A 19,826-nucleotide genomic window follows, 5' to 3' on the forward strand; every position below is an offset into this window, starting at 1 on the left:
CTGCACCGCACCGTCCGGCGCAGGCCGCGCATTGGACAACCCCGTGATCGACTGCTTGTATCTATGACTGGCAAGCGGCGACACGTCGTACAACTTCGTCCAGGGAATCGAACGAGGAACTACACGATGGCTTACACCGTGATGATGGTATTCGGTACCCGCCCTGAAGCGATCAAGATGGCCCCGCTGGCCCGCGTCCTGCGCGACTGGCCTGAGGTCGACTTGCATATCTGCTCCACCGGCCAGCACCGCGAAATGCTCGAGCAGGTCCTGACCGCCTTCGGCCTCACGGTCGACCAGGACCTGCAGGTGATGACCCAGAACCAGACCCTCAACGGCCTGTCCCGCGACCTGCTGGACAAGCTCGACCGCGCCTACGAGCAGGTCAAGCCCGATATCGTCCTGGTCCACGGCGACACCACCACCAGCTTCATCGCCTCGCTGGCGGCCTTCCACCGGCATATCCCCATCGGCCATGTCGAGGCCGGCCTGCGCACCGGCAACCTGCAGCAGCCCTGGCCCGAGGAAGCCAACCGGCGCTTGACCGGCGTGCTCGCCGACCTGCACTTCACCCCCACCCGCGACTCCGACGCCAACCTGATCCGCGAGGGCGTGCCGCCCGAGCATATCGAGGTCACCGGCAACACGGTGATCGACGCCCTGCTGTGGATGCGCGACAAGCTGCACCGGGACAACTGGCGCCCCGCGCCCGAATCCCCGCTCAAGGTGCTGCGCGACGACCAGCGCATGGTGCTGATCACCGGCCACCGCCGGGAGAACTTCGGCAGCGGCTTCGAACGCATCTGCCTGGCCCTGGCGGAGCTCGCCCTGCGCTACCCGGATGTGCAATTCCTCTACCCCGTGCACCTCAACCCGCAGGTGCAGCACGCGGTGTACAGCGTGCTGTCCGGCCGCGACAACATCCACCTGGTCGCGCCCCAGGACTACCCGCATTTCGTCTGGCTGATGAACCGCGCCCATATCATCCTCACCGACTCCGGTGGCGTGCAGGAAGAGGCGCCCGCCCTGGGCAAGCCGGTGCTGGTGCTGCGCAAGGTCACCGAGCGTCCCGCCGTGCTCAAGGGCGGCACGGTCAAGCTGGTCGGCACCCTGACCGAGCGCATCGTCCACGAGACCAGCCAGTTGCTCGACAACCCGGACGCCTACGCGCGCATGGCGCAGGTGTTCACCCCCTTCGGCGACGGCCACGCCAGCGAGCGCATCGCCGAACGCCTGAGCCGCTGGTTCGCCGAGCAATCCGCCGCACGGGACAACGCATGAGCCTGGTCTTCATCGATTTCCTTACCTATGTCCTGTTCGGCCTGAAGATCCTTGCCATCATCCTGGCGACACTGATGTTCGTGCTCGGCCTGGACGACCTGTTCATCGACCTGTGCTACTGGGGGCGCAAGCTGATCCGGCGCTTCCGGATCTACGACAAGTTCGAGAAGGCCGACGAGAAGCGCCTGTTCGAGGTGCCGGAAAAGCCCCTGGCGATCATGGTGCCGGCCTGGAACGAGGTCGGCGTGGTCGGCGAGATGGCGCGCCTGGCCGCCTCGACCATTGACTACGAGAACTACCAGATCTTCGTCGGTACCTACCCCAACGACCCGCAGACCCAGGCCGACGTCGACGCCGTGTGCCTGCACTACCCCAATGTGCACAAGGTGGTCTGCGCCCGCCCCGGCCCGACCAGCAAGGCCGACTGCCTGAACAACATCATCGACGCCATCCTGCGCTTCCAGCAGGACGCGCGCATCGAGTTCGCCGGGTTCATCCTGCATGACGCCGAGGACGTCATCTCGCCCATGGAACTGCGCCTGTTCAACTACCTGCTGCCGAACAAGGACATGATCCAGATCCCGGTGTACCCCTACGCCCCGGAATGGAAAGGCTTCACCGCCGGCCACTATGTCGACGAGTTCGCCGAGAACCACGGCAAGGACGTCATCGTGCGCGAGGCGCTCACCGGCCAGGTGCCCAGCGCCGGGGTCGGCACTTGTTTCAGCCGCCGGGCGATCAGTGCCCTGCTCGAGGACGGCGACGGCATCGCCTTCGACGTGCAATCGCTGACCGAGGACTACGACATCGGTTTTCGCCTCAAGCAAAAAGGCATGAAGTGCATCTTCGCCCGCTACTCCATCACCGACCCGGCGCTGGCCCTCAAGCAGGACTGGCGCCCCGGCATGAGCCGCGAGTTCGCCCAGGTGATCTGCGTGCGCGAGCACTTCCCGCGGGACTGGCAGCACGCCATCCGGCAAAAATCGCGGTGGATCGTCGGCATCGTGTTCCAGGGCACCAGCAACCTCGGCTGGAGCCGCAAGGGCGCGCTCAACTACTTCCTCTGGCGCGACCGTCGCGGGCTGTTCGCCTACCTGCTGAGCTTTTTGGTCAACCTGTTGCTGCTGGTGCTGCTGGCGATGTGGCTGGTCACGGTGATCGCGCCGGAGTCGTGGCGCTTCATGTCGATCCTCAGCGACAGCAAGCTGCTGACCACGCTGCTGTGGCTCAACGGCCTGCTGCTGTTCAACCGCCTGTTCCAGCGGTTCTGGTTCGTTACCCGCTACTACGGCATCTTCGAGGGCCTGCTGTCGGCGCCGCGGATGATGTGGAGCAACTTCGTCAACTTCTTCGCCAACCTGCGCGCCTTGCGCCAGGTGATGGAGATGGGCGATTCGCGGCGGGTGGCCTGGGACAAGACCACCCACGAGTTCCCCGCCCTCGCCGCGCCTGCGCGCACACCGCTGGGCCAGCGCCTGGTGGAGAAAGGTTTGATAACCGAGACCCAACTGGAGCAGGCCATCACCAGCCCGGTCCGCCGGCGCCTGGGCCGCGAGCTGCTGCTGCGCGGCTGGCTGAGCAGCGAGCAACTGGTCGAGACCCTGGCTGAACAGCTGGACCTGCCCTGGGCGCCGCTGAACCCGTTCAAGATTGAGCCTGCGCTGATCGCCAAGCTGCCGCGCAAACTCGCCACCCACTACGGCGTGCTGCCGGTGGACGAAGACGGCGACACCCTGGTGCTGGCCAGCGAGAGCCCGGTCAGCCAGGTCTCGCTCGGCGTGATCAGCCGCCAGCTCAAGCGCCCGGTGCGCGCCCGCCTGGCGCCGCAAGGTCGAGTCACCCTGGGCCTGCGCTACCACTACCCGAGCCCCTGGCAGAAGCCCGAGACCCGCGAAATGCTCGCGGTACTCGAACGTCATCAGGACGACGCTACCCTGCTGGAGCAGGTGGGCATCCACCAGGTGATGCTCGGCACGCTGTTGCAGGTGCGCGGCATGGTACCAGTGACCCTGTTCAACCAGGCGCTGATCGATTTCAGCCCCGAGCAGCAGAGCCTGGGCGAGCACCTGATCGCCCGCGGCATCATCACCGAAGAGGTGCTGCAGCAAGCCCTCGCCGAGCAGGCCAGCGAACAGCAGGCCGCCTATGAACTGACCCGGGAGGTGGCATGACGCCCCGTCTTTCCCTGACCCTCGCCAGCCTGCTGCTGTGCTCATCCACCCTGGCCGCGCCGACCAAGCCGATGACCGACTTCCAGCGTTTCACCAGCTACCCGTTCATGGAGCGTGGTTACCGGGAAGCGCAGAAGGACAACTGGGCGGAGGTCGAGCGCCTGACCCGCCATGTACTCAAGCGCGTGCCCAACAACAACGAGGCCCGCGCCCTGCTGGCCGAATCCCTGGCCCACCAGCGCCGCTACAAGGAGGCCGAGGCCATCGCCGAGGACCTCGACGACAACCCCGAGCACGCCGACGCCCTGCTCGAACTGCGCCTGACCTGGATCGAGCAGGACCCGCCCGCGGCGAGCCAGGTGGAGGCCTGGCTGGCCGACAGCCAGGGCCAGCAGCGCGTGCGCCTGTGGCAGGCGTACAGCGTCAGCCTGGCCAAGTTCGGTGGCGCGGCCAAGGCCCTGGAGTGGCTCAACCAGTTGCCGGTGCGCGACGACGGCATGGTGCTGCGCATGACCCGGGCCAACTTCGCCGAGCAACTGCGCAACTGGGGCGAGACCATCGACCAGCTGCAACCCCTGGCCGACAAGGGCGAATTGCCGCCGCAGGACTGGCAGCGCCTGGCCAACGCCTATATCCAGCAGGTCGATGAAAAGGGCCTGAACAAGCTGCTGGCCAGCGCGCCATCCCAGGAGGCGGCGACCCACGCCCGCCTGGCCATGGCCAACCGCGCCATCGCCATGGGCCACAACCAGCAGGCCGAGCGTTGGCTGCAGAGCCTGCCCGCCGATCAACTGCAACATCCCGAACAGCGCCGGCAACTCTGGGAACTGGCCCGCGAGGGCGACGACGCGGCGCTGGTGCGCCAGCTGAGCAACGAATTGCAGCGCCCGTGCCTGGAGACCGTCGACTGGCTGTCGCACAAGGACCTGAAGCTGGCCCGCGAGCAGCTCGCCCAGTGCCAGGCAAGCGACAATCCACGCAGCTACGCCATCCTCAAGCAGCGCCTGTACGGTGAACCCGCGCAGCCGCCGCAGCCACGCACGGCGGCACAATGGGAGCAACGCTACCGCCAGACCGGCGACCTCGCGGCGCTGGAACAAGCCACGTTCATGCTGCTCGAACGCGGCCAGGCCGAACACGCCCGGCAGCTGCTGGAGAACGCCTACGACCGCCGCCAGGGTCGGTTGACGCCCTCGCTGCTGCAACGCCTGGGTAACCTCTATGCGCGCAACGACGGCCCACTGGACACCCCGCGCATGCTTGCCCTGGTGCCGCGGGTCGATGCCGCCACCCGCGGCCTGTTGCTCGCCCGCCTGGCCGAGGCCGGCCAGTGCGACGCGGTGCGCAAGGCCATCCCGGCCAACCCGAGCGAAGCTGGCCAGTATCGCGCCCTGGGCCGCTGCGCCATGCCCGACCAGCCCGGCGAAGCCGTCATCTACTACCAGGCCGCCGAACGTCTGGGCGACCCAGGCAGCCGCCTGCCCCTGGCCTACGCGCTGGAGGCCTCGGGCGACTCCGAGGCGGCGCTGCCGATCTGGAACAGCCTGCCGGCCGACGCCTGGACCGACAATGCTCGCCTGACCGCGGCGCGTGGTGCCTTGAACGCCGGCGACGCCAACGCCGCCCGCCGCCACTGGGACGCGGCCGCGCACCTCAGTGCCGACGATTGGGCCCTGGGCGCCGCCATTGCCCAGCGCCAGGGCGACACCCAGCAGGCCCTCGCCTTCCAGCGCGAAGCCCTGCGCCACACCCCGCGTGCCGATCATTACTACGCCGCCGCCGGCACCGCCCAGCAGGCCGGCGACAGCGCCCAGAGCACCGCCTGGCTGGCCGAGGCCGTGCGCCTGGCGCCGGACCAGCCGCGCTACCGGGCCGACTACGGCATGCGCCTGGCCGGCTCGGCAGACAAGCAGCAACGACGCCAGTCCATACCCTACCTGGAACGCGCCACCCGCGACTTCCCCGAGGACTACCGCCTGGGCGAGACCCTGGCGCTGCGCTACGACGAGGCCGAGGACAGCGCCTCGGCCCGCCGCGAACTGCGCCGGGTGCTGGACGTGGAACACAACCTGGTCGACGGCGACGACGAGTACGGCAGCCTGGAAGCGCGTAAATACCGTCAGCGCCGCGCCCATGAAGCGCTGTCGCGCCGCGATACCATCACCCTGGCCAGCACCTGGTCGCCGGCCGGCACCTCGACCAACGACAAGTTCCTCGACGACGGCGCGCGCGCCGGCAGCTCACGCCGGGCACAATCGCAGAACGTGCAACTGGCGATGTGGGACCACGCCCTGGGCGAGGAGCCTAGCCGCAACGGCAGCACCCTGTCGGTGTATGGCCGCGTGCTGTTCGGTGGCCAGAGCCGCACCGACTACGCCCAGAGCATGGGCACCGGCGTCGGCCTGCGCTACAAGCCGCTCGGCCAGGCCAACCTCAACCTTTACGCCGAGCTGTACCACCAGCGCCAGATCGACAGCACGCACTACAGCGGCCTGAGCCTGGGCGAGCTGCTCAGCCCGGCCAAGGTCGGCGGCAACTGGGGCGACCTGCGCCACAACGCCGAGTCGAGCAACGATCTGCTGCTGCGCGCCACCGCGTCCTTCCTCGACCAGGGCCGGTACCGCAACGACTGGCGCATCGACGAGGACGACTGGGACGAGCGTTTCCTCTACCTGGACGCTGCCTGGTGGACCCGGGCCGGCGATCATGCCTGGCTGTCGCGCTTCCAGCAGGGCCATGCCTGGAAACTGCCGAGCCAGTCGCCGCAGACCATCATGCCCTACGGCTTCCTCGAGTTCTCAAGCCAGGACCCGAGCAACGACTGGCGCCAGGACGCCCGCGCCGGGGTCGGCGTGCGTTGGCAGTGGTGGTTCGACGATGACCGTTACAACGCCTACCGTGGCTCGCTGAAAGTGCGCGCCGAGTACCAGCAGGCACTGGGCGGCAACCTCTACGAGCGCGCCAACGGCGTGTTGCTGGGTGTGGAGATGAACTTCTGATGCGTACCTTCCTGGCGCTCTGCCTGCTCGCCCTGTGCCTGCCCGCCCAGGCCGACCAGCGCCTGTTCTACCAGCCGCTCAACCGTGATGCCAACGTCACCCACGCGCAATGGCAACAGCTGTGGCGCGCCACCAAGGCCCAGGGTGGCAAGACCCTGATCGTGCAGTGGAGCGCCTACGGCGACAGCGACTTCGGCGGCGCCAACGGCTGGCTCGCCGACAGCCTGCGCGAGGCGCGGACCCAGGGGCTGGAGCTGGTGCTGGGGCTGTACATGGATCCGGCCTACTACCAGCGGCTCGAACAGCTCGACGGCGAAGGCCTGAACAGCTATTTCAAGGCGCAGCTGGGCCGCTCCCTCACCCAGTACCAGCAGCTCAAGGCCGACTGGGCGCTGCCGGTGTCCGGCTGGTACCTGCCGCTGGAGCTGGACGACCTGCACTTTAGCGATGCGGCCAGGCGCGAGGCGCTGTACACGCAGTTGCAGGCGTTCAACCGACAACTGGACAAGCCCCTGCATATCAGCGCCTTCAGCGCCGGCCAGCTGTCGCCTCGGGTCAATGGCGCGTGGCTGGACCAACTGGCGAGTCTTGGCCTGAACGTGTGGTGGCAGGATGGTGCCGGCACCGGGCGCCTGCCGCCGCTGGTGCGCCAGGGTTATGAACAGACCCTGCCCTGCCGGGTGGGTATCGTGCGCGAGGCGTTTCGCCAGGTCAGCCAGCCGGGGCAACCGTTCCGCGCGGAACCGGCGCAGCCGACGCTGAACGGAGGTTGCCACGCAGAGGCTGTGTTCGCCTTGCGCTACCGGCCTTGGGCCAAGGACGTGCTGAAACCGGACTCGCTGTAGGAGCGGCCTTGTGCCGCGAAAGGGGCGCGTAGCGGCCCCGACGATCTTTGCATGAACGCTGAAATCCTGGGGCCGCTGCGCGACCCTTTCGCGGCACAAGGCCGCTCCTACACGGCCACAGACAACATCCCCATGTACAAAACCCTCGAAGCCCACATCCGCCAACAGGTCGCCCCCGCCGCCCTGCGCGCCGAGTTCCGCCAGCACGAATTCGAGGCCATGCGCCGCTTCTGCCTGCTGATCTTCTGCATCGGCATCGCCATCTGGCTGATCTTCGATCTGATCGTCAGTTACCTCGGCGGCCAGGGCTTCACCTGGCTGTCGGGGATATTCATCGCCCTGCTGTGCAGCCTCTGCGTGGTCCTGGGCTTCACCCGCAAGAGCCAGCATTTCGACGTGCTCAACCTGTTGTTCGTGGCGGTGATCACCCTGGCCATGCGCCTGGTGATCGAGGGCATCCCCATCGTCCTGCACCCGGTGTGGCTGGTGCTCGGGGTGTCGACGGTGCTCTACGCCGTCTCGGTACTACCGGTGCGGCGCTGGTCGTTCTTCTGCGCCATGGCCATCACCTGGCTCATGCTCAACCCCTTCTACCACACGCGTATCGAGGCCCTGGAGCTCGAGGGCGCGATGCTGCTCAGCTACGCGGTGTTCCTCAGCGGCCTGGTGATCTACAGCTACCTGCGCATCCGCCAGGCCAAGCTGCACAACTTCTACCTGACCAAGGTGCTGCTGGAACAGGCCTACATCGACGCCCTGACTGAAATCCCCAACCGCCGCTCGTTCATGGCCAAGGCCGAAAAGCAGCTGCGCCAGGCGGACGCCGGGCAGTTCCTGGCGATGATCGACATCGACAACTTCAAGCAGGTCAACGACCGCTTCGGCCATGACATCGGCGACGAGGTGCTCAAGCGCGTGGCCGCGCACATCAAGGCGGCAATGACCGGCTACGAGATCGCCCGGCTGGGCGGCGAGGAGTTCGCGATCTTCTTCCAGGGGCTGAGTGAGCAAGGGGCTGAGGAACAGGTCGGGGACTTGTGTCGGCGGGTGCGCGAAGATGCTGTAGAGCATTCGGTGACCATCAGTATCGGCCTGGCACGGGTCAACCAGGGAGACAGCCTGACCATGGCGCTGGTGCGCGCCGACCAGGCGTTGTATGAGGCCAAGCACAGTGGCAAGGATCGATTTGTACTGTGGTCGAGCCAGATGGCAAGAACGCTTTAAGTACATCTGCGGACAGCATTCGCCCGAACACGTGCCACCTATCATTTCTGTCAGTTGTACCAACCTGTCGCAGCGATTGAAATGTCATCCACCGTCTCTTTCTAATGGAAGTGCAAGTGATGACTCAGCAAACAGACGCAGGCCGCAGCGACGATGCATGGTTTTCGAGCTCAGCAACCCACTACCATGGGCTTACCGATACTGCCGCAACGCTCAGCAATGCGCTTTCAGTCAGCGCCAAGCCATTAGAATTCCATGAATTCGTGCTTCCGCTTCCGATGCAAGGGGTCGCCATTATCGTGCGCCGCGTGCAGGCAGAGCCGTGGATGGATCTGGACGATAAACTTTATGCGGCACAACCGGCTTTGGATGTGGACCCTAAGCAACTTGATCTTGACGCTTATCGAGATGCCTGGATGGGCGTGCTCTCCCTGGCCGATCCATTTAAAAGGCTGGTCGCTTTCAATATCCAGGAAGAAGGCAGCCCGACACAATACTTCGCCAAGGCAACGCTTTGCTCTCTGTTAACGCAATTGCCAAACAGCAATGCGTGGTTCAAGGCAACCTTGCATGCAGATGCCTATCTGACAATCGAGCAGCATGGATCGATGCTTCTGCTTCCGGCGCCTGGGGCCGGTTTTCTTGATCTTCACACCGGAAAAAAGCGGAGCGTTAATACTGGTTTACCTCAGCCGGTCTTACTCACGATCTCGACCGCATCCCAGACTTTGGAGGCACTTGAAATCGAACCAGACATGCTGCTGTTGAGCCTTCCGGCAGTCTGGCCCGACGATACACCTACACTGCGCTGCGACGGCATAGCTTTGCTTCAGTACTACGTTTCAACTGACAAGAAAAAAGTGCAGCTGCGGGAAAAACCCGGTGAGGAGGTGCTTGGCTTTGTCCATGGAGGACAAATTGCAGCCGATGTTCTTCAGACCTTGCCCGAGCAACTCTTTGCGCTGATTGAAAAGCACTGCAAGCTCGTGTCCATCGAGCTTTTTATCTATGAAACACAAATAGACCGCAACTCCGAGCGGTCGGGTTTCTTGGATGAGGCCCTGCCTGGCTGGGCGCTTCCTCCGCCTCCCCTGTTGTTCAACTGGACACAGGCCCCGAGCGACGCGTGGGATGACTGGTTGCCCGATACGGTCGGCTTCGAGTACACCACCCGCCCTACGGCGACGGATAAATGGACCAGCCCCGGCTACTTGCTGGCTGATCGCTCATTGGCAATCGGCGAGACCCTGCATGTATTCGCCCAGGATATCCATACCGGCGCGGTACTGGAGCAAATCAGCCTGACCGCCGACAAACAGAACCATCTGCGCAATCAGTGGCCGATCGAACTGGCAAAACGGATCAACGCTGCTGACACCCGCTTTGACACACCTATCTGTATTGGTAACGAGGTTGACGGGGCCTTCGGCATTGCCACTGACACGCCCGACAGCACTGCATTTGCCGCCATGAACGACGAAGCACGCAATGCGGTAAGCAGACTCTGGAGCCACGGCAGTGACATTCGTGTCACCACTACGGCACCTTTCATGGCCAACCTGGTGTGTGCCTTGTTATTACCGGCCACCGACCTGCTGCCTGGTACTCGACTTTGTGTACAGGTACGCGACGCCACTACCCAGCGCTTGCTGGAGAACCATTTCTTCACACCAGCCGACTTCCTTCTCGAAGCACATCAGTGGGCACCCGCGTTGTGCCACTTTCTCAATACGCAAAGTGCTTGGCTCAGGGCAGGACAATTATTCGGATCCTCGACCTGGATAGTGCCCAGTGCCAACAACAACGGTATCTGGATTCCCCAGGAGTCGGATCTCTCCGTTACCGTCCAGCCATTGCATTGGCAAAAATACTCTCGTTTCGAAGCGAACAAGCCCTTCGAAGCAGGACAGCGCATGGTCTTGCATGTGCACGACCCATTCACAGGCGAACCGATGCCGGGATCGCCGTTCGTGTTCAGACCCAGTGTCAAGGAGTGCCCCAAGACTGCCTGGCCAACAGCCCTCGCCAAAGCGCTGATGGCATCACCACTGGCGGACTACATTCGGCTGGGCAACGCCAGTGAACCAGGCGCTGGTGTATTGGACAACAGTGCAACTGTAGGTGTGTGGTGGACACCGAACTTGGTATTGAGAATCTGGTTCGACGACCCGCAGGGGGCCGTGTTGGATTGGACCTGCGTGATGAACGAGGATGACGAACCGCTTTTACTGTCTTCGCTCTACCAAGCACCCTACGGTGCTCTGGAGATCATTCTCAGGGACCGGAAAACGCAAATGCCATGGAGGTATCTCTCCTACACCCCTGAACTCAATGGGCAGGCACATGATCTGGAGAGCTGGACACGCGGTCTTTACAACTGCCTGCGTGCTCAGGACCCCATCAGCGTTGCCGTTGCAGCGAATAGACCAGAAGCGAACGCATGGGACCTGCCCGGCAGCCCTTTCGAACAATGGAAATTGTGGGTGCCCCGCCAGGGGGAAATGGATACTGTCCTACTCAGCGTACCGACCAAGCCCCTGAAGTACACGGGGCAGTGGCCTCCGGTAGAGGCCAACGTTAATCCGCTAAAAGTGGATAGCGAGTACCTCATTTTTGCTAAGAACTCTACAACAGGGCAAATGCTGCCGGGCTCACCTTTCAAGTTCAAAGGCACAACGACGAACAGAGAGCCAGCAAAATGGGTCGACGAGCTGACCAAGGCCCTAAAGACAGTAGCTTGGGGGCATAGCATCTCCATCGATATTCCCGATACTGACCTCCCCTACACGGCTAGATTCCAAAATCAATCGTCCGATACCGTCGTCACCTTCGACCCTGCAATGTTGTCTTCTCATTGGGAAGAAGCCATTAGCGAGTACGGTGGTCCATCCGTGTGCCCAGCTGACTGGTACAAGTCACCATCTACCGCCCTCGTGGTTATCTCTACGGCTGCCCGTCAGCCCAGCCGATGTACTTATGTACCCGCCACGGATGGTAGCGTCACCGACAAACGCAGTTGGCTTCGCGGTCTATACAACGTTCTGTTCTGCTACTCATTGAAGAGCGAACTTGACTTCATTGCCGTCAGCCCTGCACTTGTCGGCCATAGTACCTGGGACTTTAGTGATCCCCAGTCCTGCAAGATATGGCTGAGACAGGGCTCTGGCATGCTGAAGTTTGAGTACTTCCAGCACAGCAAAACCACAACTACACCCGCTTCGATTTCCACCCCTGACTTTAGCGACCCTCACCCGGTCCACGATCGCTTGCTAAAACAAGGGAGTTTTCTGGCGGGCAACATCGAATGGTTCAACTGCCAAGACAAGGAAAACTGGATAGCCCCCTTACGGACGCCCTATCTGGGCTCGGACTTCAAAGCATCCAAGGCGGTGGTCAGGGACCTGGTTGGACTGGTTCGTACTAATGACCGGGTAGGCAATATGGATGACGATGCCAAGCTCGTAAATTTAAGAGAGGCCATGACCATCGGCGGCCTTCATGAGCGCCTGCAACCACTGCCAAAGCTGCATAGCGATATCCGTTTACGCGACGCACTGGAACTGCTGGATGAAGGCATGCTTCAAGGCGCACTGCACTATCGCCTCAGCCTGGATGATGGGCAACAGCTCAGTGAGCCGTATCGTTGGCTGCTTGGATTCGATTATTCAGTACGCGCGCTGATACCCCTGCACTGCAGCGGCCGAGAACTTTCAGTTGCAGTGGTCACCACTGAATCGCAGACGGTCTTCAGGCTAAGGCTGCTGCCAGGCGTTTTCGCGGCGGGCGTGCGCCTACTCTCCTGTCACGTTGAACCCGACAGCGAGAACGCCTTGAGCATTGGCCTGCATCTACCTGACTATCCGGCATGGCCCAGTCTTGGAGCGACTGGGCCCTCTCCCTTGGCGTGGGCAGACTTCACCACCGACCAGGCACTCAGCCAAGGCGGCAGGCAAGTCTGTATCGAGACGCCATTGCGCGGCCGGGCATTCATACCAGAAGACTCGTTGTGCGCCGACTACAGCAACACGGTCCAGTCGGAGGTCTATGACGTCAGCGGCGTCGTTGAAAATGGTGTCGACCCGCGAACCGGCTTGTTCCATGCCCATTACCCCATCGCCACGCTGCAAGGTGTGGAGGGACTTGGTCCCGTGGTGGAACTGAACATCCACTATTCAGCACGCCGCGCCAACGAGGGCGCACTGGGGGATGGTTGGGCGTTCCGTTTCTCCTCGTTCGACAACCGCCTACGGATGCTCACGCTCGGTACGGGCCAAACCATCCAGTTGACAACAGATGACGTTTACCAGCTGTGCACTCAACCCGACAAGGTACTCGACAAGGGATTCTGTCGACTCAGCCACGGTGTCGCAGACGGGAAGCTCTACGGTAAGTGGACCTGCTTGTCCAGTTTGACGATCACCTACCTGTCACATCGCGTGGAAGTATTGGCCAAGCCGGCTGTACATGATGGCAAAGAGGCAGGCGAAAAGTACCGCGAGACTGTATGGGCAAAACTATCCAGTATCTTTAATAACCTGAACCATTGGATCTACAACGAGGAAATTACCGACAAACAGAAAGACGATTTCAAGAGCTCGCGCGACAACCTCGAGAAAGAATTTTGGGAGTTTTCACGAAGAGCGTTCATTCTCACCACCAATAGCATCACCTCCCCACAAGGTGGGGTACTGGAACTGACATGGGAAGGTTGGCAGGGCCATGTTCGGCTGCTCAATGTCCAGAGCGGAACCACCTGCTTGCTCCGCGCCGTACACGAACAGCCGATTAGATCAGGTCGTTATTCCAGCACTTTTCATGTTTGGCCAGGCACTCATGAAGCCTATCAGGTTACGCTGACGATAGACGACTGCCTGCTCAGGACCCTCGTGCGCAAGGCTGATGAACAATCTTCGGCAATCCAACAGGTTCAATACGGCTACCAACCTGACAAAGCTCTGGATCGAGTCCTCTGCTCCGTTCGGGAAGAAGATGGCTCTCTGGAAGTTGTCAGCTACGAGCCACAGGTGCCTCGACGCAAACAACTGCGGCGTCGCCATGACTCGTTAGAGCTCCCTGAAGAAGATTGGGAGACAGGAACATCAGGTGACCCTGGAACCGAAGAACCTGACCCGGAAGATCTCCAGCTCTGGCCCAATGAGGCGCCCACCACACCCCTGCCCCGTGTAGCGCGGCACACGCTGGTTCCCGGGGCAGGCCAGGCAACCATCAGTCACCGTTGGCGCTGGGCCGACTATGACCCGCGCGATGGCAATGGTCGCTTCACTTCAACCGAGACACTGGAGGTGAATGCCCCGAACGGGGCGCCCTTCACCCAGCGAATCTGGGGCGTGAAAAACGGCATGGAGCTTCCACTTGCGATCGTGGAAGAAACCCCCGGAAGCATTCGACGCACCACCACCAACACCTATCCGGACACCACCGAGGCTACCGACAGCCAAATCAAGTCGTTACTGCTGAGCCAGCCTATTGCCACTGATATCACTTACGAAGATGTGAGCGAGCAAGCCAACGAGGAACCGCAATCATGAGCACTGAAAAAAAGTCGGTTGTCACGGAGAAGACTGCCTTCGAATACAATGCACTGGGCCAGGTTGCTCGCACCTGCAGCGATGAAAGCGATACCCACAGTTACTACTACTTAAAGCCATCAACCGCAGGTGGCGGCGGCACTGACAAGTCCGTGCCAGACCTCAATGGTTTATTGAACAAGTTCAAAATGGCGGATGGCACAGCGCTTCTCGATGCTTTGCAATTCTGCTGCCCGTCCATCCCTGACACGCGTCAACCTCCACTACTGGGTTTGTTGCAGCTTTTCCGAGCGCCGAACGGCAGTGCCTTGTCCGCCAAAATGACGTTGTTCGGTTATCACCTGGTAACGCTCGATAGCAAAGGCATACTGATCCCCAACACGGTCCTTACCCTGGAAAATATCGCAGTAGATCCGAAGACGTCGCCCTGGACCGTCAGCAAGATGAAGGACGGAGAAGGTCTGCGAATTACCCTGCAACAGAGCACTCGGGCGTTGGATCACAGCGGTTCGCAACAGACGGTTACCACCTGGTACAACGACAACAGCACACGCCTCACGCACGCCCTCAATGAAACATTCAGCCACCATGCTGCAAGTAACACCCACCTGTCCTGCACCACAACCCATTTAGTTGAAGAGGGCGTTGAATTACAACCCGTGTTGTCGCAGCAGGTACGCAGCGCGCTAAGTGGTCTGCTTCTGCGTGAATCGCACCAAGATGAATTGGGGCGCCCTGTTTCGCAGTTCCATCATCTCTATGACATCAGGGGTCGTCAAAACGGCAATTACATTACGGCGTATGACGCAACAACCTTTACCGAAGGCGTCAACAGCCAAGCCACGGACTTAGGGGTTCGCCGAGAAGAGACGGGCAATGGGACCTGGGTAACCGTAACCGGCCCGGATGGCCGTTGTGGCCGGACGCTGTACGATGGCCTTCAGCGTCCCGTTCGCCATGAGCTGCAGCGGTATCCTGGGGCCGACCAGACTGCACACAATTACTGCCTGCTCCACGAAACCCATTATGACGCCTGCGGCAACATTGTGGAGCAAAACCTGTATGACTACCTGCCTGGCGGTTTGCGTCGTCGCCAGCGCAACCTGCAATTGCCCAATAACCTGAAGGACTGGTTCTGGCATGGCAAGAGCTCCAGTACCACGACCGATTCGACCGGTAACACAACACAAGTTACTGAGAACAGCTTGGGCAGCATCAATCAAAAAACACACTCCACTGTTCGACAGAGTTTGACCAGCTACGCAGATGGTCAATTCAGTCTGCACCAACAACGCTGGAGCAGTCATGGAGCCGAAAAAACTGCCCAAGGCATTGACTCAAAAAAGAAAATTGATGCATTTGGTCGCGTGCTGGAATTGACGGAAGTGGTCCCTAGTGCGGACGAAACTGGATCTCAACCCACAACCCGTTTGTGGCGCATGGAGTATGACGCCCTCAACCGCAAAACGAAACAACACTGCCCTGGCGACATGACCATCGAATATGACTATCAAGGGTACGCAACGAGCCCGGTAAAACTAACCGTCCGCCAGGGCAAGGAAGTCCGTGTAATAGGCAGCCGGACCCTGAAAGAAAAGGGATTAAAAGGGGAGCAGGTCTTGACCATGACGCGCGGCAACGCTGCCACCGAGGGAGGGCTCACCTATAAGTACCAGGAGCAATGTACTGTTCTTCCAGACAGCTCGAAGATCGTGAAAGAACTGAACGCAGATGGCGAAAGCGTCGACTATTTCACCGAATACCCGTGCGAGGCCGGCAAAACTCCACGCAGAACCCTGCTGTTCAGTTTCAAGCGAGCGCCAATCGCCCATGCAATTAGCAAGGAGCGCCATGCGTTCGGTGAACATCAAGGTTACAACACCGAGCTGACGACCTCGGCTGCAGTAGTAGGTACACACAGTATTCGGCAGCAGACACGGGGGGCAAGCCTCCGGCATACGGTTCATAGCAGCTTGCGTGGTGAAATTGAGCATGTACGCCTGGCCAGTGGCGTACACAAGCAGATTTGGCGTAACGCCAATGGGCAAGTACGTCGCGTACAGCGTGCGGGTATGGAATATCTTTACGAATATACAACATTGGGTGAAATCAAGAGGGTGCAGGTGAAAGGCAGTAGCGCAGACCACGATCTCGAGATGAACAGCACATACGATGCTTTCGGTTACGAGTCCTCGCGTGAGTATCGCCTTGCCGGAGAAACCGTGGTCCGCCATGAACGGGTTTGGTCACCGACGGGTCAGCTGACCAGCAAATCCATTTATCGGGACGGTGGGACCACCCCTTCCAGCACCCAGACCTATAAATACGACGCAGTACGCGGATGGCTGACAGGCTGGTCGATTGATGCCAAGGACGGTGACAAGGTCCTGGACAGCAGCGGAAACGTACTGTCCAGCCAATCCTATCAATATGACTTGATCGCCAACTTGACCCAATGCCGCAGTGAACGGGCCGATGGTACGACCGAAATTCGCGACTACACCTACCACACCCACTACTCGACGCGACGGGAAAGTGTCTCCATCACGCTGTTGGACCGCGCAGGCAAGCAGATATCACAGTCCAAAGTTCAACTGGGCTATGACGCCAATGGCAATTTGTCAGTTAACGAGCGCGGCCAGAACCAGAGCTATACACCGACTGGCAGACTGGCTTCAGTGTCCGATGCGTCCGGCTTGCTCACCACCTATGAGTACGATGCCGATGATCGCCTGATCGGCCAGTGGGACCATGTGCGAAAACAGCGTCATGTGCTGGCCTACAGCGGTGATCGGCTTTGCATGGAGATCGTGCAGGATAAGCGAGGCACAATCATCAAGCGGCGTATTCTGGACGAGGAAACTGGGCTACTTGCCCAGGTTTTCGACTCCTCGGACAGCGACACAAACGGCAGGATGTTGTTCAACCTGCTTGATCCTCAAGATGGCAGCGGCGACCAGTATCACCTTGCTGAGGATGGCCAGTGGGTTCGGGCGGGCATAACATTCTCCCCTTGGGGTGAAACCTGCCTCGAGCAGTTCGACAATATTGAAGGTATCGGCTACAACGGACAACGCGTCGACCCGATCACCGGCTGTTACCACCTGGGTAATGGCTACCGAAGCTATGCCCCCAGCGAAAAGCACTTCCAGCAACCTGATGACTGGAGCCCGTTCGGCTTGGGCGGCCTGAATGACCGCGGCTACTGCTCAGGTGATCCCGTGAACTGGCAGGACCCTAGTGGCCACTTCATGATCAGTCGCCAAGGTGCCGCGAGCCAACTGGCAAGCCTCGATGAGATGATTCGCAAGACAGCTCCTCCAGTTCATGAACGAGCGGCGTGGTGGGAGTGGGTGCTTCTAGGCGTGTTCGTCGTGATAGGTGTCGTCACCGCCTTGATGACAGGCGGCGCCATGGCGGTCTTTCTCCTCACGCTACTGGTCGTCAGTACCGCGTTGGATATCGCGAGCATGGCAACCCGACATACAAACCCCAGGTTGTCGAAGACGCTGGGATACGCGGCTCTCGCTGTTGGCCTTGCCGACCTCGCAAAAACAGGTATCAAGAAATTGGGCCAGGGATTGGTTTGGCTTGCGCGTCAGACCAAACAAATAAAGGCAGCCATTAAATTTAATGGGCTATCCAACGCTTTTCGCCGCCTGGGATCGCGTGGTGATAATCTAGATAAGTTGCACAACATTGGCAGTAGTGCGAGCAAATCACGTACAGCAAACGCTGTGAATCAAGTAGACCATATGTTCGACCTGGGCAGTGCGGCGGGTGATGTCAATCATCTACTTGAGAACCCACTCGGCATCACGACATGGGCAGGTCAGCAGAGGCTCTTCACGCCACTGAACGTTAATCCACATGGCCCTGGCAACCTACACGCCATTGTGGAGCAGTCTCGAATCGGCAACACGGTGGCCAGTAACGTTGCTGAAATTGAGGACATGAAAAAAATATCTGACGAGATCAACAAACTCACCAAAACCCTTGGCGGCACGCAGGCGCTGGGTGAGGATGCAGCCCTGATATCAATGGAAGTAAAAGAAATGCAGGGAATTAACCTGCGCGCCACCGCAGAACATCACAACTTCTGCGCCCTGAAGCAGCAACACAATCAAGCATTTGAACAAGTTGCCACTCTCAAAGGAGCTCATGAAGAGCTTGTCGGTCTTAGAACACAGCACAGCGAATTCTTCTTCCGCAACTCGGAGAAACAGGCATTTGGCCGACGTTTAAGTGCCACCTCCGCCATGGCAGACGATAAGGAGATGATGGCCATTGCCAGACCAGATAGCCACAAAGCTATGCAAGGCGAGCTTGTTGAGTTCATGGACACACTGGAACAATCCTCTGCCATTGCCACAGAGATAAGAACGGCAACATCACGCCTCGAATCACTGGCAATAACCGATCTGAGGAACACGCCCTACAAGATAATTTCTCCACACACAGGCGAAGAACTAAGACAATCTCAACTTCTGGACAACTATTTTAAAACCACCCTCACCTCAGATGCCGCCGCCACACTACGACAACACAAAACGGACCACCTGCTTTCCCTGGCAAAACTAATCGGTGACGGCAACGATGTAGCGCTTATTTTGAACAAAGCAAAAAATACACCCGGAATATCGCACCACGATCTGTACACACGAATTCATCACGAACTGATCAACAGTTGCGCGCGCCGGCATGCTCTAGCCGTTAGCGAGCTACAAGAGCTCAATAAAAAACTTCTCCTGAAGGCCAATGTCCTGCAAGAAGTTTTTGATCACCAGATCGCCTCCTTTAACCGCTATAGATCAGCTGCCAGGCGTTGGAGCGCAAAGGCTTTCGAGTTAGAGCCGAAGGGGGCAAGTACAGCATCCCTGCATAAAATAGGATCGTTTGAACCGAAAATAACCATGCCCAGTTTGAAGCTAAAGGTTTTTGGCCACACGGCGAATGTCAGCGCCCCCGGGGATAAAGCCCGCTATATGATACGCGTAGAAAGCAGCATCGAGAAGCGAGCCGCACATAAGTTACTACACGATACGTCACCAGAAACTTCAGCAAGTCACGCCCTTGAACCAAAAGTCCACAGCGAGTATTGGGATGGCCACGACCTTAATGACCGTCTTATTCGATCCAACCTTGACCCAAAGCACTTCGACGAGATTGAATTGGTCATGTGCGACTCGGCGACGGGCGGCAACTCGTCAATAATGAGGGAACTCCACGCAAGCTCCGGAACGCCCATAAAAGGCTATGAAGGCAGTGTCACTTCGACAGGCTTTATCGAATCAGCCGGCACATGGGACCTTGTACCTGACTCTCGCAACCCCGGATGCTTCACGAGTGAATTGGTAGAAAAGCTAGGCAACCGAAACAACGCTGGTTTCTTCCCCATTGTTGAAATGCACTATGAAAACTCCCTGAGCCACTACGACTCCATCATCAAAACGCGCTCGATCACTCATACAAACTATCAAAAAGCCCAGAACACTTACCTTACCCACAAGCTTGCAATAAATGATCTCGGCCCCAAAGGCCCGCAAATAGTCGCAAACTTAGAACACAAAGCCGACACACTACACAATGAACTTACCTACTTAACCATGACCCAGGACGCTGCACTCATGGAGGCCGGGCGCGAGGCTGGCAGAAACGCTTCCAGCGTTTATCTATCGGTACTTAAAAGTAATAAACCCTATAGCAACTACAGGCCTAAGCGTATCCCTTAGGCATTGGATCTGACGGAATGTTAAT

7 protein-coding genes are annotated in these 19,826 nt (G+C 59.8%); all 7 read left to right on the forward strand.

The genetic code is table 11. From position 1 onward, the window contains the following. The first annotated feature begins 126 nt into the window (after positions 1-126). The 7 genes from wecB (at position 127) to POF53_RS10195 (ending at position 19,801) form a co-directional block, all read left to right on the forward strand. Entirely contained in the window at positions 127-1,281 is a 1,155-nt protein-coding gene (gene wecB / locus POF53_RS10165; protein WP_203647108.1) for a non-hydrolyzing UDP-N-acetylglucosamine 2-epimerase, read from the forward strand. Then, positions 1,278-3,452, forward strand: a complete 2,175-nt coding sequence (gene nfrB, locus POF53_RS10170; RefSeq protein ID WP_232856470.1) for a cyclic di-3',5'-guanylate-activated glycosyltransferase NfrB — start codon at positions 1,278-1,280, stop codon at positions 3,450-3,452. The genes wecB and nfrB overlap by 4 nt, the downstream gene beginning before the upstream one ends. Next, entirely contained in the window at positions 3,449-6,451 is a 3,003-nt protein-coding gene (locus tag POF53_RS10175) for a phage receptor (protein WP_498967544.1), read from the forward strand. Before nfrB ends, POF53_RS10175 begins: the two co-directional genes overlap by 4 nt. Further along, entirely contained in the window at positions 6,451-7,296 is an 846-nt protein-coding gene (locus POF53_RS10180; protein ID WP_498967546.1) for a DUF4434 family protein, read from the forward strand. The genes POF53_RS10175 and POF53_RS10180 overlap by 1 nt, the downstream gene beginning before the upstream one ends. A gap of 51 nt (positions 7,297-7,347) precedes the next feature. Further along, positions 7,348-8,520 carry a GGDEF domain-containing protein gene (locus POF53_RS10185; protein ID WP_498967548.1) on the forward strand — a complete coding sequence of 391 codons (1,173 nt, stop codon included), beginning with the start codon at positions 7,348-7,350 and terminating at the stop codon, positions 8,518-8,520. A 119-nt stretch (positions 8,521-8,639) separates the two neighbouring features. Then, complete coding sequence (locus tag POF53_RS10190; RefSeq protein ID WP_498967550.1) at positions 8,640-14,069, forward strand: hypothetical protein; 5,430 nt, start codon at positions 8,640-8,642, stop codon at positions 14,067-14,069. Further along, the gene (locus POF53_RS10195; RefSeq protein ID WP_498967552.1) at positions 14,066-19,801 is read left to right on the forward strand and encodes an RHS repeat domain-containing protein; all 5,736 of its coding nucleotides are present in this window, start codon (positions 14,066-14,068) and stop codon (positions 19,799-19,801) included. The genes POF53_RS10190 and POF53_RS10195 overlap by 4 nt, the downstream gene beginning before the upstream one ends. The last annotated feature ends 25 nt before the right edge of the window (positions 19,802-19,826 follow it).

Source organism: Mitsuaria sp. RG (assembly GCF_028369275.1).
Classification (GTDB): Bacteria; Pseudomonadota; Gammaproteobacteria; order Pseudomonadales; family Pseudomonadaceae; genus Aquipseudomonas; species Aquipseudomonas peradeniyensis.